Origin of the sequence: Sphingobacterium tenebrionis (assembly GCF_037126265.1) — a bacterium.
Taxonomy (GTDB): domain Bacteria; phylum Bacteroidota; class Bacteroidia; order Sphingobacteriales; family Sphingobacteriaceae; genus Sphingobacterium; species Sphingobacterium tenebrionis.
Genome location: NZ_JAYLLN010000007.1, coordinates 67,585 through 84,453, shown reverse-complemented (window position 1 = coordinate 84,453; position 16,869 = coordinate 67,585). Strand labels below are relative to the sequence as shown.

The window sequence follows — 16,869 nt, the reverse complement described above, 5'->3', positions numbered from 1 at the left end:
ATATTCAAGGTATTTCATTCTACTATTGAAAAACAAAAGGAGCGTTGAAAATTCAACGCTCCTTTACTATGTCTTGAAATGATTGATTATTTCGCGTTTTTAGCTAATTCAATCTTTACAGTCATTTCTTTTACAATTTTGTCCACTTCTGGTGATGAACCTGAGGATTCAAAACGGATGAAGCCTTCTTTATCGATTACAGCTTTAAAAGGTATTCCTTTTACACCGTAGGCTGTAACAGCCGCTTTTTCTCTATCTTTCATCTCATCGAAAAGCACATGGAAGGTATAATTGTTCTTCTTGATAAAATCGTTTACTAAATCTTTATAATTATCTCCACGTTCCCAAGTATCAATAAACAAGAATACTACATCCTTATCGTCTTTATACTTGTTTACAGAAGCCTGCATGCCTGGGAATGAATTGATACATGGACCACACCAAGTTGCCCAGAAATCAAGGACTACCACTTTTCCTTTATAATCTGCCAAAGAAACTGTTTTGCCGTCGCGGTCCACCAAAGAGAACAAAGGTGCTTCTTTTTTGATCATTTCCCCTTTATATTTGGCAATCATGGCTTCTTCACCTTTTTTGTCAACAGAGGCTAGGTAATTATCGAAATTAGCATTCGCTCCATTCAATTTTTCATAAAGTTCTTTTTGAACCTTTATCAAACCATCATTTTTACCATTTTGGATCAACGCATTATCAATAAACAAAAAGGCATCCAGGTCTCTTCCTGTCTTACGGATACCATCTGCATAACCCAATACATAAACTGGAGCAGAAGAATAATAAGGATCAACCTTAAATAGACCTTCATACACCTGAAGACCTTTTTCTGCATTCCCTCCATTGATCAAAGCAGGTGCATAGTTTCCTGCAATCGTAGGATATGCTCTCGCTGTAGGACTAGATTTAACTTTATCATCAGCAGAGTTGTAAGCATCATAAGATGCTTGATAGATGTCTGCTAAAATTGGTTCAGCATTGGTATAATCCTTTTCCCTAACCAATCCACTGGCTACGGAACTCGCTAATTGCGCATACGCTGCTTCAGATTTTAACGATTGAAGAATTTCATTCCCTTTTGCAGCATTCTTTTCTTTAAAGTATAGACCTGCTAATCTGGATTTTCCTTGTGCATAGATAGCTCTATTTTCTTCTTTAAAGGATTTTGCTGGGAATTTCTTTTCCCAAGCAGTCAATTGTTTCTCCAATTCTACAGCTGTAATACCTTCTGTTTTGAAGATGGCATTGTAAGCATCTAGTCTTGCTTTAGAACCTTTAGGAAAACGCTTTATCAGGGATTTATCAGCCTCTTCTGCTTTATCAGCATTACCTATAAAGCGGAATAAAGAGCTAGCCATGCCAGCAAATTCTTCATTTTTACTAGCCATCATTGCTTCTGCTTCTTTTGTTAAAGCAGCATCACGAACTTTCGTATCCTTTTCTTTAGCAATTTCATTGATTTGTCTTACTAATTCCTCCTGGGTTATGCCCTTTTGTTTCACAATTTGAGCTTGCACTTGTGAAAATGATAGAGCCGCAGCTAAAATCCCAAGTGAGATAACACTTTTTTTCATATTAAATTGTACTGGTTTTATTAGATTAATAATTCATTTCTCAAATGTAATTAGGTTTTTTCTTATTTGATTGTAAGGTTTTCGATATATTTTACCTCTCCTAGCACATTCTGTTTATATAGACGTATAAAACAGAATATTGTCCCTCCTATCCGTAAAATTTTTCGATCCTTCCTTTTCGTTGAAAACAGCTAATATATTGAATGGTTAATGATTCAGTATAAAATTACGATTTTGAACTCTAAATTATCTTAAAAAAAATGTTAATTTATTTTCATAGAAGAAGAGTATTTATTCTAAAACAATCTTACTATACTCATTCTAAAAATAGTCTATCTCACTCCGAACAAAATTCTTTAAACGAAGAGAAAACCTTAGCCTCGTGACCTAGAGGGCACCAATACCCCTCTCCATCAAAATAATATTTTATGATAAATATATTACACCGCATATAATTCCTGCTATTTTATTTTTTCGTATTTTTGCAGCCACAAAACAATAGATATCCTTATATAATTTGGCAACGAGCGTATTTTCTAAAATATCTTCTTTCTTAAAAACCGAATCGAGCTTTGATGCATTACGCAATATCTTGATTATCCTTATCCCTTCTTTATTTGTTTTTTACCTATTTGATGGGCATGTCGCCATTGCTTTTGCTGTTGGGGTTCTACTCGCCTGCTTAACCGATCTGCCAGGAACAAAAAAAGATAAGTGGACATCATTTGCTTACTGTATCCCGGTTTTTGCCATTACCTCGATCAGTATCTCCCTGGCATTGGCAAACCATTCTCCCATCATTGTTCTCTTGTTAGGAATTTTTGGTTTTGTTTACACTTTTATAGCTTTATTAGGGTTCCGGATCAATTTCATTGGGAATCTCGGATTGATCGTAGCCAGCTTTACCATTGGCTTACGGCCTGAAGATCCTCTAATATTCAGTCTTTCAGTTACTGCAGGAGCCATCTGTTTTTATATCCTGAGTTTACTGCAGGTCTATCTATTTCCTTATCGTTCCCTCAGATTTGCGGTGCAATCGGGTATCACGAGTTTATCCCAACTCATCAGGTTAAAAATTGACTGTTACAACGAAGAAATTCCACTTCCCAAAACCTATAAACAACTCAGTGCATTACAGATCAAGGTTTCTGATCAACTGGAAGCTGTACGGTCCTTATTGCTGAGGAACAAGAACCTCCATTCTGAAAAAGATCTTCGGACCAAAATATGGCTTGCCAAGCTCTATAAACTCATTGATCTCTACGAATTGTTAATGGCGGTAGATCAGGATTATGAAAGGATCCGGGAGCTTCTGAAATCAGGGAATACCTTATCCCTTATTCGTCGTGCCTTGGCCATCCTATCCAAGGAAACTGCAGAATTGAATTATTTAAAAAAATCAAAGTCTTCCAATCTGAAAAGGAAGAAAGAGTTTGAGAAAATCATGGTACAACTGGAAGTTGACCAATTCATTGCTGATTTTCACCGAAAAGAATTGATCATTTCCATTGCCAAGCAATTAGGACAGATCGCAAATATCCTTCATGACATCAAGGAGGAGGTTTTGGATGCGGATCATAGCTGGGTAGAAAGTAAGAATTTTAAGGATTTTGTGGCACCAGATAGTGATTTCAAAACGCTTGTTAACAATTTCAACTTCAAGTCGCCGATTTTTTCTTATGCAGTCCGGATGTCAATTTTATTGATGTTAGGTGGTGTTATCGGTTATGCGCTTCCAGAATACAGGTATGCTTCCTGGATCTTGCTGACCATTATTTTGGTGGCCAGACCTAGTTTTACCACTACCCAAAAAAGAAATTACCAACGGATAGTGGGTTCTTTGATCGGAATAGCCATCAGCCTTTTGATTTTGTTGATCATCAAGGATTTCACTATCCTAATGGGGATAGCGATCTTTTGCCTTTACCTGTTCTTATTGTTCAACAAACCAAATTATTTGGTCTGTGTTATTTTCATCACGATTACCATTCTGATCGGCCAACATACCTTTGAAGGAACCATTCAGGATATTCTGGGAAGTAGATTTGCCTTTACCTTAATGGGGTCCATATTTGCTGTACTGGGATGTCTTGCTATCCCGATCAATCATTATCGGTCGATTGAGCAACAGACCAACCGATTATTGGACCACTTCCGGAATTTCTTCCAAAAGATCAAGGAGAGTTATGAGGTTCAGGAACTGAGTTATTATGATTTGAGATTGGTGAGAAAGTTCACCCAATCTGCATTGGCCCTAAGTTATGATTCCTTGGAACAGTTTGCCAAAGATCCAATCCAAGGAAGACTCCATAAAAAGGAGATTGAGCATTTCCAGACCCTGGCTTATAGAATCAATGCCTTACTAGTTGGCTTGTCCATCAATAGGACCAAATTGGGTTTTGTGCTCCATCCGGAGCTGATGAATGAGCGGACAGCATATATCGATACATTGATAGCAGAAGCTGAAACGCTTTCTAAAAAGCTCCATAAGAACAAAGAAAGGCCCAACATTAAGAAGGACCTTTCCATACTAAACTCAAACAACAAACGTTAGTATTATTTTCTTTTTCGGCGCTTAAGCACGACAACTGCTGTCACAGCAATTAGCACTGGTATTATCAAAAGATAAATTAACTTTTGAGTATTGATAGATTTCCGTCTTGACTTAATGATCACATCCGGCGCTTTATCTTTCTCCGCACCAACTTGTGCTTTTCTATCTCTAATAGTATTGAAGATTCTTCCCGCAACTAGGGAATTAATAGAATTAATATTAAATCGGTTAAGTTCCGCGTTACTTATGAAATCAGCATCTCCGAATACAAAAACATGTTGATCTTTTCCATTCACCTTTCGCAAAAGTTTCATCGCAGTAGGAACAGAAACCCGAACATCTTTCCCTTCCATAAAAACCTCTTTCTTTAAATTCAGATCATAGGTTCCCAATTTATTCCAAGTATCCTTATCATCTGATCGCATCAATACTACCCTTGAAAAGCCCTTGTTGTCGGTTAATGGTTCAATTCCCATAGCTTTGTTCATCACCAACTTTGCGCCTTTATAATACAAAAATCCATTTTCCTCAGCTTCCGGCGTGAGATACAAACGCAGAAGATCCACATCATAATCTTCACTATCCTGCATTAAAGTGCCATCCATAAATTTCAGCCCCAATTTTTCTGCTATCGGTTGCAGATATTCCTTACTTCCCTGTGGATCAGCTAATAAATAAATATTGCCTCCTCGTTCTATATAACGAAAAATCGAATTTAATTCTTCGGTAGTATAGGGTTCTCTAGGGTCGGCTATAACAATGCCCACACCTTTAAAATCATCTAAGGAAGATGCATTCAACTTCTGGATTTCATATCCTCTATTGATCAATGAGCCTCTAACAGTCTGACCATTTAAAAGAATACTGTATTCCCCATTTCCATAATTATCAATTCCACGCTCGCCTTTCCCAGATAAAAGTCCAAGAACTGCAGGCCCATCCAATAATCTTACTAAGGAAGCATTGATTTCCCCTTCTTTTGGATACACAAACATATCATCAAACATGCGTAAGGGAACCCGCTTGCCTTTATATTCAAAAAATCTAACCAACGTATTATTTTCAAGAGCAACTTCGGGGAATTTTTTCATATCCTCCGGGGTCAATAATTTCTTGAAATTTATCCCTAGGGCATCCGCAGCCTTTTCAGATTTGCTAAGAAAAGTTTCATTTGAATCCAATTTTAAATATGGTATACTATCATAGTAAACGACATAATCCATCTCAAGCTGAGGAATAAACCTATTAATAGATTCAAAATTTGCTAAATCACTTATACGATTTTTTGGTGAAGCATATTCTGCTCTTCGATCTAAGACATTGATATAAGTAACTAACTTTATAGGCCCATCTATTCTTGAGGCAATTGATTGTCCATATGCTGATATGGTTCTATCCTTAATTTGAGTAGTATCATAATAACCCGTAAAACGAATAAGAGATGTTATATATCCAATTCCTAAAAGTACAACTGCTAAAGCCATGTATTGTAATGTCTTAATTATAGTTTTCGTACCTGATCTTTCCTGAACAATTCGCAGAATTGTGACCATGAGAAAGAATGAAATGATCAGCAAGAAATAAGCAATCTCCCTAGTTGTTAACAATCCATTTACTATTTCCTCTGCCCTACCTCCTACGGATAACCAATTCGTAATCTCACGAAAGCCATCGTATTTCGCTCCAAGGATTTGAGCATAATTTAAAAACGCAAGCAAAGCTAAAGTACTAATGGCTGCTACAATCTGATAGGAAGTTAAACTGGACATAAACAGACCAATAGCAGAATACGTACATATTAAAAGAAAAAGAGCCAATAGTCCAAAAAGCACAAATTTAACATCCATATGCTCAATAGAAAAATAGGCTGAAACCGCATATAGACCCAGCATACCTACTGCAATAAAGGCATAGATAACAATGGAAAGATATTTACCTAAAACAATTTGTGTAGCTGTAACAGGCGAGGACTGCAACAATTTAATTGAACCACTAACATACTCCCTACTGAAGATACCCATGGTCAATAATGGAATATATAAATAAAGGTATTCTATCAGCGTGGAGAACATCCCCTTTTCTCCAGCAAACATGACGCGAGTCAAGACACTTAGATCCCTATCTAGTTGTTGCTGGGTTTCCTGACTATAAAGCATATCAAAATAGGCTAATCCTCCTTGCAAAAAAAGGATGACCAGAATTATCCATGCTATTGGCGAATAAAATAAAATGCTTAATTCTAAACGTGCAATTTTTATGATTTTTCGCATGCTATTCCCTTCCTTTAGTATTTGCCGACAATTGTGCAAAAACCCCATCCAACGAACTTTTTTCTAAATAGATTTCCGCTAACCCCCATCCCTTGTCGGCGCTTAGCTGAATTAATTTTTGAGTTACCTGGTTTGGATCGTTGAAAAACACACGATACTGTCCTATTTCTACTTCCTCAATGCGATCTATAAATGCCAAATCCTCCAATTCCTTTATATCTGGAGCATGGCTTAAATGGAGCATTAATGAATTGGGCTCAATATAATTGTTAAAGGCATTCATCGTATCCGCAAATACCACTTCTCCATGTTCAATCATGATGATCCTATCGCAGGTGGCTTGAACTTCACTAAGAATATGTGTAGAAAGAATGACCGAACGTTCTTCCCCTATTTCTTTTATCAACTTTCTTACCTCCAATATTTGATTTGGATCCAAACCATTAGTAGGCTCGTCCAACACCACCAATTTTGGATTATGAATGATTGCTTGGGCTATCCCCACACGTTGTTGATAACCTCCAGAAAGATTACTGATCAATCTATTACTAAAGTGGCTAATACCACATTTCTTTTTGGCTACTTCCACAGCTCCTGGGATATCTTGTGCAGGAATATCCCTCAGGTTGGCACAATAGGTTAAATATTCATTCACGGTCAATTCAAAATGGAGAGGTGCCTTTTGAGGTAAAAAACCGATTAAACGTTTCGCCGCCACCGGGTGCTGTCTAATATTTATTCCATCAATTAGGGCCTCTCCTTCCGTTTGGTTGATTACCCCACAAAGAATATTCATCGTGGTTGATTTACCTGCACCATTTGAACCCAATAGTCCAAGAATCCCTTTCTCAGTAACCTCAAAGTTAATATTACGAATTGCCCAATCTCTTGAATATCTATGGGACAATGATTTTATTGTTGCTATACTCGTACTCATTTTTTACTTTCTTTTTCTGCTAATTAATAAATAACCTCCTACCAAAGCGATAACGATTGGGAGAATGAATACCCAGATATATTTTATGCTGTTTAATGTTCCAGCTTTCACTAAAATTTTATTATCGATCGATTCTGGTCTTTTGGTATTTACTGGAAACTCTCCATCAGAGAACCATTTAAATAATTTAATGGTAAAACCACCATTGTCATTTCTTAGATTGAAGCGGCCTAATTCTGCATTGCTCATAAAGTCAGCATCTGCAAACAAAGCAATCTTCTGTACCTTATCGTTGACTTTTTTAGATAAAGCAGTAGCTAGGATATAAGGTATAGAATCAGATTTCTGGAAAACGGTATCTATCGCTAATCTACCTTTCCATACCTGACTTTTTCCACTCATAACCAATTCTTCATTTTTATAACCATTTAAGTTACTATCCATGCGGATAGCAGTGCTTCCTGCGAATGACAATACGGCGTTGGGATTATCATAAAAACTTTTACTTAACTCATTATTAGCTGCCCGCCCGACGAGAACATTTGCTTCCAAATCCTTTGTTTTTTGATATAATTGGAAAGATTCAAATTTTGCCGGAATGTTCTTTAGTATTGGATTAACTAAAGCTTCCTTGCCAGGCTCAATGGATAGTAACAGATTACCTCCTTGGTCAATATATCGATGGATAGCTGCGAGTTCAACATCAGAATAAGAAGTAAATGGGTCGGCAATAACTAACACCGCCAACTTTCCACCCAGACTATCGATTTGATTAGCTACTAATTCTTTAACATCAAATCCATTATTCACCAAGGCAGCTCTTTGGCCAATTTCAGTGGTAATGGTATTATATGCTTTATCACCTATCTTGGTTACGCTTCGTTCATCATGCCCCTTAAGTATACCAACAATCGGAACTTTAGTATATAATCGCTTTAAAGCAGAGGTGATTTCAGATTCGTTTGGATAACCAGTTGCATCCATGAACATTCTTAAAGCAACACTATCCTTACCATGATGGATGAATCTAACGTAAGCATTTCTTTCGGGAGATAAATCGATCTGTTTTTTGATTTCCTCCGGGGATAATAATTGGTCAAAATCGATTTCATGGGCAAGTGCTGCTTTTTGAGCCTTTTCCAATAAATTGATAGAACTATCCGCATATAAAGGCACATAATCATAGTAATAAATGTATTCCATTTCCATTTCTGGAATATACCGGGTATACATATCAAATTGCTTCAAATCAAATTTCCGCCATTTCGGTGTCCCCAATCTTCCATGTGGATGAAGAATATTTGCATAATTCTTCATTTTAATCTTTTGATTTAAATGGGAGATGACCTCTTTACTATTTGGGGTTAATGTATTCGCTTCAAATCTACTCAAATCCCAAAAATGCCAATTTGTAGGCCTAGAAGTAAAATATCCTACCGATAATATCAACGCTATTAATAAGATATAACGCACCGCTTTTTGCAATTCAGACCGGATAACACGACCATCATTCAATCGCATGATTGTAACACCTAAAAAGAGAGTAATTACCAAAACAAAATAACTTATATTTTGACTGGAAAGCATCCCATTTATAAAATGGTCAGTCCGTCCTTGCAAGGATAACCAATAAGTGATTTCTCTAACAAATTCATTTCCTTTCCCTATTTCACCAATAAAATTCAATCCAGCGAAAATAGCTAACGTACTGATCGCCGCAACGACCTGATAGGATGTTAAACTGGACATGAATAAACCAATCGCAGCATATGCAGCAATTAACAAATAGACTCCTACCATACCAGCCAAGAGGATCCCCCAATCAAAATTATCAATCAAACGGCTGGCTGTAAATCCAATTCCGAAAATAACCAGGATGAAAAACAAGCCGAAGCCAAGTAAGGCCAAATATTTACCAATCACGATTTGAAAGTTGGTAACAGGTGATGATTGTAGTAATTTTATAGAACCTGAACTTAATTCTCTACTTATTATACCCATAGTTAGTAAAGGGATATATAGGTAAGTGTATTTAAGAACAGAATGAAAAAACCCTTTATTACCTGAGAAAACATCAATCGTAACAGACTGTATTACTTTATCTAATTGTTGGTCACTTTCCTTCACTTGTATAAGATCCATAATGGATATTCCACATTGGATCAAAAAAATGATCATGACGACCCAGGCCACTGGCGAATAGAACAGAATGTTCAATTCTAATCGTGCGATCTTTAAAATTTTCCTCATAATATCAAAAATGAAAGCCCCAAAGATTTTTGCCTAAGGGGCTATCTGGTTTAAAGTTGTGTTATGGTAAATAATATTTTTCCGAAACCATTATATGTTTTAATGTTCGCCTGATCGATATTTGCCACTCCCTCATTAATCAGTGGAAGAACATGTACTTTACCTTCGGTACCATTATAAGTTCCTAAAATCAGTTGCTTGCCATTTCTTGAGAAATTCTCCCGATTAACCATTGGATAATCAGCTTGTAAATAGACACTTAAAGCAGTGATCTCTTCTCCGGATGATACCGTATATCGCAAGCTATAGGCAGGATTTAATGCAGAATACATGATTGCATAAATTTTGGTCTTAGTAGCATATAAAATCACTTGCTGATTATCTAATATCAAAAATTTTATGGCTTGGTCTATTTCTGGCGCATTGGACAGGTCCATAAATTTCTTTGGAACAGATGGGGTTGGAACCCAATTTTCACTATCATATCCTCCCGCACTTAATATATATAATCCATATTTCTGTGTAGATTTATCTTTAAGGATATGAATAAATTCACCTTGGTTACTTATTCCTGCCGCAATATTCTGTTTATTTGGAAGATCATTTGGATTGAAAGGTACAGTAGCAGCTGGAACTGGTCGCATACCACGATCACCATAGGTAGCAAAGGAATATTGATAGGCAAAATGACCCTTTTCCTCACTATAAAAGTTTAAGGAAATATTTGGATAATCATAGCGGTTATTTATTCCTAAAATAGTTGGGATATTGTAATTATTTGGGAAAGGCAACCCAAATTTTGAAATCTGCAACCAATTCGCATATAATTTTCCCTTATGGATCATAATCTCGTTCTGCACGAAATTTACTAGCTTTTCTGGCCCATAGCTATCTTGAGGTGCATAAAATAATTTCTCATTTTGATCGCCCAAGGAATAATCCAATGTTTTAATAGCAAAAAGAGAGTTAGAAGTTCCTCCTAATAATACATTACTGGATCCTAATTTTGTAAAAATCATAGAATTTACTAAACCAGGAATGCTAGTACCGTTAGCTGCTGAATAGATTTTAGTTCGTATTTTCTCCTGATTAAAATCAGGTGTCACTAAAGGAGACATAATATGGCTCAAATCCGTATTTTGATTATCATAAGTTTCCACAATTACCAATCCTTCACCAATTCCATTCCGAATCATTAATGGCCAATCTTGAATATATGTAACCCCAGATTTTTCATCTTTAATCTTTAAAACGATCTGATGCAACCTGTCAAGGTTAGTAGGTACAAAACCTACTTCATAAGTCAGTTTTTTCTCTGTTCCTATGGTAATATATTCTGTAGACCATGGCTCCAAATTTATCGTCCATTCATAGGTCAACTGATCATTAGGACCAATTCCTAAAATTTTTGGATCTAGAACCAATTCATCAAATTGAAATACGGATAGCGTGCTTTGGCCTACAGTATCTACCTTAATATCCGACAATTTATTTGTATCTAAGCTACTTAGATCATCCTTGCAAGAAGCAAAAAACAGCAAAAAAACTAGGCTGATCAATAAGCTATATGTATATTTTATAGTTTTCATTTTCGTTTAATTATTGGTAAATAATTCGAAATTAATACCTAGGGACAATTGGATTTCCTTTTTGGGTGCCATCATCGTGTTTTAGGATATCATTAGGATTTGCTGCATTCCAGGCCCTGATATAATCACCGAATTTCTTACCTAACACTTCTGCTCCAGCCTGACCGTAAGGCCTAAAATCTGCTGCTGCAAAATTGGTCAACCCTGTGGTTTCAACAAAAATCCGATAGGCTTTAGTACTTCCTACAGAAGAGAAAAATGTTCTAAAATAAACTCCCCATGTAGGCATAATTGCTTGATTGCTCCAGGAAACTTCGATAAACTGACGTTCAATTATTCCTGCATCAAAATCGTTCGATTCCTTTACTTGAAGAAACAATCTTAAAACCTCTGTTTCCAGCTTTTCAGTTTTTGGAACCTTTATAATCAATGTGTCCCTAACTTTTCCACCATGGACTATTCCCTGTTCAATCTGGTAATCCGCGCTTTCCGCATTGGTAATCGTATCAGTGATTACTTTAACTTCAAAAACCCTATCCTTGTCCTCCGGAAATCCATTAACAATGACAGGAATTCGGATTTCTCCAATTTGCTCAGGCTTTCCCAGAAAGGAAAAATTTATCTTGTTGGCCCCGACGGAATTTGAATAATCAAATATGATGGCCGCTTTGGAATTAAATGCGGTAGGTTCTGATTTTTCACAGCTCCAAAACGCTATTAATCCACCTAATAATAGACTATAGATTGATATTATTTTAGCTTTCATAATTATCTTGTTTAAAGGATGAATTATTGTTCCCTGTTTCCAAATTCAATTTCAGAAGGTGGAAATGGCAACATGTATATTTTATCATCAGCAATAATAGAAGCCGAATAGTTGGGTATGTGTTGCAAACCCAAGCGCTTATAATAGAAAAACAACTGTCCTTCGGCGACATACTCTTTACGATACTCCTTCAACAATTCCTGAGAAAATGTTTCCGAATTCAGATTAGCAGGCAAAGGTTGCACAATGCGTCTACTTTCTCTAACCTTTTCCAATAATTGAATAGCTTTGGAAAGATTATTTGATGCATAGTATTCCGATGCGATATAATACATTTCAGGGATTTTAATTAAGGGAATCACATTGAAATCCAAATCATTCATCGATCTATTAACTAATTTAGAACTCACATATCCTGCGTTTCCATTAATCAACAAGGTATTAAAACGAATATCTGCCGCTCCAATTTCTGGAATTTCTGTCTCGTAAACTTCAGCTACTGTCGCTCCCTGCATTCTTAATGCAAAAGGATTGGTTAATAGATCGCCATCAAAATAAAATTGGCTGTTTTGTAAATTATTAACCTTCAAACCAAATAATTGTTCTTGTACAATCGTTTTGTTTAGATTTACAGATTCATTTTGTCCTAATAATTTTGCGTAAGAATCCGCGATCACTTCTTCCGCTGCTTCAGCTGCATCCTTCATTTTTGCACCTCCTTGCCAGGAGAAAACACGTGCTTGCAATGCCTTGACAGCATAATAATTCATCCTATTTTGCCTTTTATCATAAAATCCATCTCGGTTAATATTCAACATTGCTTCATTTGATATCAGAGTTCCCTTCGAAATAGGATCAAATTTTAATAAGGTCAACGATTCTGCGATATCCTTTTCCATTAATTCAAATGTTTCGGAATAGGAATACTGGACAGGATAATCCTTACTATATTTTAAAGCATAAGGAATGGTTAGTCTAGCTTGTAGATCTGGTCTATTGGCATAATTTGATCGACCAAAAAAGCGTAATAAATCAAAATGAAGAAATGCACGCAATCCCAACAATTCTCCTTTGATGATCTCTTTCTCTCCTTGGTACCAAGCAAATTCACTCTTCTCGATATGTTCAAGTAAGCTATTTATATTGGCTATGGAAAAGTAATACTTATCCCACATGTTTTTTATATTTCTTTCACTAGACACATGGGTATAATTAAACTTCTGTATTTCACCAACTTCCGTGTTTCCTGCAATAAATGCAGCATATTGCTGACTCAAAACATCTACTAAATTATAGGAAGTGTTCAATCCATAAATTGCACCATTTCCCATGGACAAATACACGCCCATCAAAGCATCTTTAAACCCATCCACTGATGAGAATTGGTCCTCCGCTTTTATCTGGTTATTTGCTGTTACGTCAAACCACTTCTCACAAGATTGTAAGGAAAGCAGAATGACCAAACTCAAACCGTAAAATTTTAATGTTCTTTTCATGATCTTAAAAGGTTGCATTTAGTGAAAAAGAAACTGTTCTTGAAAATGGATAGGTTAAACCACGTTCGATCTCAATTGACGAAAATTTAACGACATCATTCATATTGAATGAAGCTCTCAGACGTTGTAATTTTAATTTGTTCAGCCAAGCATGTTGGTAAAAATCATAATACAAGTTAATGGATGCTATATCCAACTCTTTACGATCCTGAACAAAACGAGTCGTTGCCCTCGTCATTTCTTGTGCGGGTGTGAAAGATCCATTTTCCAAAGGGATACTATACTCTCCCAATCTCTTATATAATGCATTTTGACCTGGCTCTAACCAACGACCTGTAAGTACCCTGCGGTCAACATTATACATCATATCTACATTTTCTACACGATCAACCAAGGTTTGGTTATATAATTGTCCTCCACCTAAATAGCGAGCTGTAACCGAAAGACCAACTCCTTTGAACTCCCCTTGAATCCCAAAGGTTCCTTGATATTTCGGACGTGCAATACCTGCCACAATCATATCAGAAGCATTCCAACTGTACGTGGTATTTCCATCCTTTCTGATATAAATTTCATTACCAGTTGCTGGATCGATTCCTAACGAAGGCACTGCCCAAATCGCATCCATCGCCATACCATCCTGATATTTCTTAATAGGTACATTATTTCCACGATCTGCAGCCAAAGCATCCATACGGTCGTTATAGGCTTTCATAGAATTGGATAATTCTACAATTTTATTCTCATTGGTTTCTATTCCAAATTGTAAGGAGAGAAAATTTCTATCTCTTTGCCAAGCAGTATAATTCGCATATATTTCGAGACCATTATTTTTAATTTTTCCTAAATTATCCTTCACCAATTCAAAACCTGTAGAACTAGGAAGTGTAATATCTGCTAACAGGTTTTCGGTATACCTTACATAATAATCGGCTCTAATACCTACAGGTCCTACCTTCAAATCCAGACCAGCATTGTAATCCTTTGATGATTCCCATTGTAAACCTGGATTGACCATGTTGAATAATTCTGATCCAGGAAAACCATTGTAATAGGCTTCCAACGCATATTTATAAGTCGCAATAGAAGCATTGGAATTAAAATTTTGATTTCCTGTTTGTCCAGCCGATCCGCGAATACGGAATAAATCCACATAGCCTAATGATTTTAACCATTGCTCATTATGTAAGTTCCATCCTAAGCCCACAGACCAAAAAGAGGCCCATCGACGATCTGCCCCAAACTGAGAAGAGGCATTTGCCCTATAGGTAAAATCAGATATGAATCTATTATCCCACATATAAGAAAAAGCAGCCAAGAAACCCATATCTCGAGTAATTCCATCCAAGCCAGAAGGTCTTGTATCTATGGCATAGTTTCTAGCAAAAATGATATCCTGCAAACGGTCACTTGGAAAACCTTCTGCAAAATATACCCGCTCAGCAAATTTTTTTTCACTTACATTATAGCCTAAGTTCCCAAAGAAATAATTCTTTTCAACCTGCTTACTATAATTTATGTTTAAATCTCCAGATAGATAGGTGCTTTTACCATTATTTACTTGGTAAGAACCTTTCCTATTGATCGTGACTTCATCTGTATAAAGTACAAATTTGGTGTGCTTTCCAGGATAGAATTCATCCGCATCCGAAGTCTTTGTATCAATCCCAATCCGTGCGGTCGACCTTAACCCCTCGATTGGCATCCATTCCAAGTATAAATTGTTCGTAAAATTTAAATAGCTGTCTGTATTTTTAATGTTCAATTGGGAATTGTACAGCGGATTCGTGATGTTCGAGGAATTGAATACTTCTGCATAAAATGGAATAGTTCCGTCTTCATTTACCGCACGCCAATATGGATTCATTTTTACATATTCTGAAAAATCACCATAAGGAGATTCATTCGATTTATTAGATGTAAAAGATGCTACATTTCTAAATAGAAATTTATTCAATCGGTAGGATGCAGAGATATTTCCACCTATATTCTTTCTTCCAGAGCCAATCATGGCTCCTGAAACATTATTGAAGGTAAAATCAGTTAATACTCGAAGATCCTCTGATCCTAATTCGGCACTCAAGGAATGTCTATTTCCTACACCATTTTGCAATGGTTTTGCCAACCAATAAGTATCTAATCCCTCCTCTACTAATTTCTTACGGGTATTATACAATTTTTGCATTTGAATATAATAATCGGCTTCATTATAAGTAGAATTAGGACTGTACATGCCATCAATAACCTCTGCCTGCAACTTTTCCCTTGAATTAGTCAAATTATAACTGGTCAAATCCGGAAGTTCCACATTCACACTCATGTTATAATTGATAATAGGTTTCGAACCAACCATTTTAGTGGTCTCAATAATGATGACCCCATTGGCTGCTTTCGACCCATAAATAGCCTTAGAAGCGGCATCCTTCAGAATCGTTACGCTTTCTATTCGATTGATATCCAAATCGAAAATTCGTTCAACTGAGGCTTCAAAACCATCCAAAATAAACAAAGGCTGCGATGGAGATTTCAAATAATTACCTTTCAATCCTGATGTTAAATCTTCGGTTATAGGCAGACTTCCATTACCACGGATTTGTAGATCGGGTAATGTATTAGGATTAGACCCCATGTCAAAATTATCCAAGAACATACTTGGCGATATATTTTTTAAAGATTGAAATACGTTTGTACTTCCCATCCTTTTGATATCCTCCTTTTTGATCGTCATGGAAGATCCTGTAAAGCTTTCGGCTTTACGTTCGTATATACCAGTAACAATTACGTCTTCCAGTTCCTGAACCTTTTGTTTCAACACCACTTCTAGCGTCTTCCGCCCATTGAGCGCAATTGTACGAGATTCATAACCCACACTTGAAAAAGTTAAGGTGTCTTGAAGATTCGAAACAGGAATTAAAAAGGATCCATCAGCTTTAGTCTGCGCCCCAATAGAGGTCGATTTCGTAGTTCGGTTTATCGCTGTAATAGAAACATTTGCAATCCCTTCGCCCTGCTGGTTGACCACTCGGCCGGTTATATTCTGCTGTTTAGATTCTTTGGGACTGAGAACAACGATACCATCTTTTATCGCATACGTTAAACCTGTGTTTTCCAAAAGTTTACTTAAGGCTGTTTCAAGACTTACATTGTTCAAATTTAAGTTTAGGGGATTTTCTTTAGATAAATCACCCTTATTATAAAAAAAGTCAATATTTGATTGCTTTCTCAATTCAATCAAAACTTCTTCAATCTTGGCATTTTTTTTATTAATGCGAATCTGTTGAACAGATGCAAAACTTAGCTCTGCCGTTGCTAATAAGGATAATAGGACACAATATTTAGGAATATTTCGCCATTGGTTTGGTAGGTTATTGTCCTGTTTACCCCTCTTTAATCGTAGGAATGTTTTCAAATCCATGAATTA

At 36.3% G+C, this 16,869-nt stretch carries 9 protein-coding genes; 1 reads left to right on the top strand and 8 read right to left on the bottom strand.

Annotated features, from left to right (window positions below; translation table 11 throughout):
• Window positions 1–86: 86 nt before the first annotated feature.
• Window positions 87–1,586, bottom strand: coding sequence for a TlpA disulfide reductase family protein (locus VJ786_RS05065; RefSeq protein ID WP_099367903.1), 1,500 nt, complete (start codon window positions 1,584–1,586; stop codon window positions 87–89).
• A gap of 517 nt (window positions 1,587–2,103) precedes the next feature.
• Between VJ786_RS05065 and VJ786_RS05060 the strand changes: the two genes are divergently transcribed.
• A complete protein-coding gene (locus tag VJ786_RS05060) occupies window positions 2,104–4,140 on the top strand; it encodes an FUSC family protein (protein ID WP_099367904.1) in 2,037 nt (678 codons plus the stop codon).
• A 2-nt stretch (window positions 4,141–4,142) separates the two neighbouring features.
• Here the strand turns inward: VJ786_RS05060 and VJ786_RS05055 are convergent, their stop codons facing one another.
• From VJ786_RS05055 to VJ786_RS05025, 7 genes are read right to left on the bottom strand one after another with little or no spacing between them, the layout of a single operon-like run.
• On the bottom strand, window positions 4,143–6,410 hold the full coding sequence (locus VJ786_RS05055) for an ABC transporter permease subunit (protein ID WP_336557375.1): 2,268 nt from the start codon (window positions 6,408–6,410) through the stop codon (window positions 4,143–4,145).
• Window position 6,411: 1 nt separating this feature from the next.
• Window positions 6,412–7,347 carry an ABC transporter ATP-binding protein gene (locus VJ786_RS05050; protein ID WP_099367906.1) on the bottom strand — a complete coding sequence of 312 codons (936 nt, stop codon included), beginning with the start codon at window positions 7,345–7,347 and terminating at the stop codon, window positions 6,412–6,414.
• A 3-nt stretch (window positions 7,348–7,350) separates the two neighbouring features.
• Complete coding sequence (locus VJ786_RS05045) at window positions 7,351–9,597, bottom strand: ABC transporter permease subunit (RefSeq protein WP_099367907.1); 2,247 nt, start codon at window positions 9,595–9,597, stop codon at window positions 7,351–7,353.
• Window positions 9,598–9,647: 50 nt separating this feature from the next.
• Window positions 9,648–11,186 (bottom strand): PKD-like family lipoprotein, encoded by a 1,539-nt coding sequence (locus VJ786_RS05040; protein WP_336557374.1) that lies wholly within the window; start codon window positions 11,184–11,186, stop codon window positions 9,648–9,650.
• Between the two features lie 31 nt (window positions 11,187–11,217).
• Complete coding sequence (locus tag VJ786_RS05035) at window positions 11,218–11,952, bottom strand: DUF4843 domain-containing protein (protein ID WP_336557373.1); 735 nt, start codon at window positions 11,950–11,952, stop codon at window positions 11,218–11,220.
• Between the two features lie 23 nt (window positions 11,953–11,975).
• The gene (locus VJ786_RS05030) at window positions 11,976–13,448 is read right to left on the bottom strand and encodes a RagB/SusD family nutrient uptake outer membrane protein (protein WP_099367964.1); all 1,473 of its coding nucleotides are present in this window, start codon (window positions 13,446–13,448) and stop codon (window positions 11,976–11,978) included.
• Between the two features lie 4 nt (window positions 13,449–13,452).
• Window positions 13,453–16,863 carry a SusC/RagA family TonB-linked outer membrane protein gene (locus VJ786_RS05025; RefSeq protein ID WP_336557372.1) on the bottom strand — a complete coding sequence of 1,137 codons (3,411 nt, stop codon included), beginning with the start codon at window positions 16,861–16,863 and terminating at the stop codon, window positions 13,453–13,455.
• Between the last annotated feature and the right edge of the window lie 6 nt (window positions 16,864–16,869).

Excerpts from the sequence above, each read along its gene's own strand:
- VJ786_RS05035 (WP_336557373.1), bottom strand. The coding sequence starts at position 11,952 with ATGAAAGCTAAAATAATATCAATCTATAGTCTATTATTAGGTGGATTA.
- VJ786_RS05045 (WP_099367907.1), bottom strand. The coding sequence starts at position 9,597 with ATGAGGAAAATTTTAAAGATCGCACGATTAGAATTGAACATTCTGTTC.
- VJ786_RS05055 (WP_336557375.1), bottom strand. The coding sequence starts at position 6,410 with ATGCGAAAAATCATAAAAATTGCACGTTTAGAATTAAGCATTTTATTT.
- VJ786_RS05040 (WP_336557374.1), bottom strand. The coding sequence starts at position 11,186 with ATGAAAACTATAAAATATACATATAGCTTATTGATCAGCCTAGTTTTT.
- VJ786_RS05065 (WP_099367903.1), bottom strand. The coding sequence starts at position 1,586 with ATGAAAAAAAGTGTTATCTCACTTGGGATTTTAGCTGCGGCTCTATCA.
- VJ786_RS05030 (WP_099367964.1), bottom strand. The coding sequence starts at position 13,448 with ATGAAAAGAACATTAAAATTTTACGGTTTGAGTTTGGTCATTCTGCTT.
- VJ786_RS05050 (WP_099367906.1), bottom strand. The coding sequence starts at position 7,347 with ATGAGTACGAGTATAGCAACAATAAAATCATTGTCCCATAGATATTCA.
- VJ786_RS05025 (WP_336557372.1), bottom strand. The coding sequence starts at position 16,863 with ATGGATTTGAAAACATTCCTACGATTAAAGAGGGGTAAACAGGACAAT.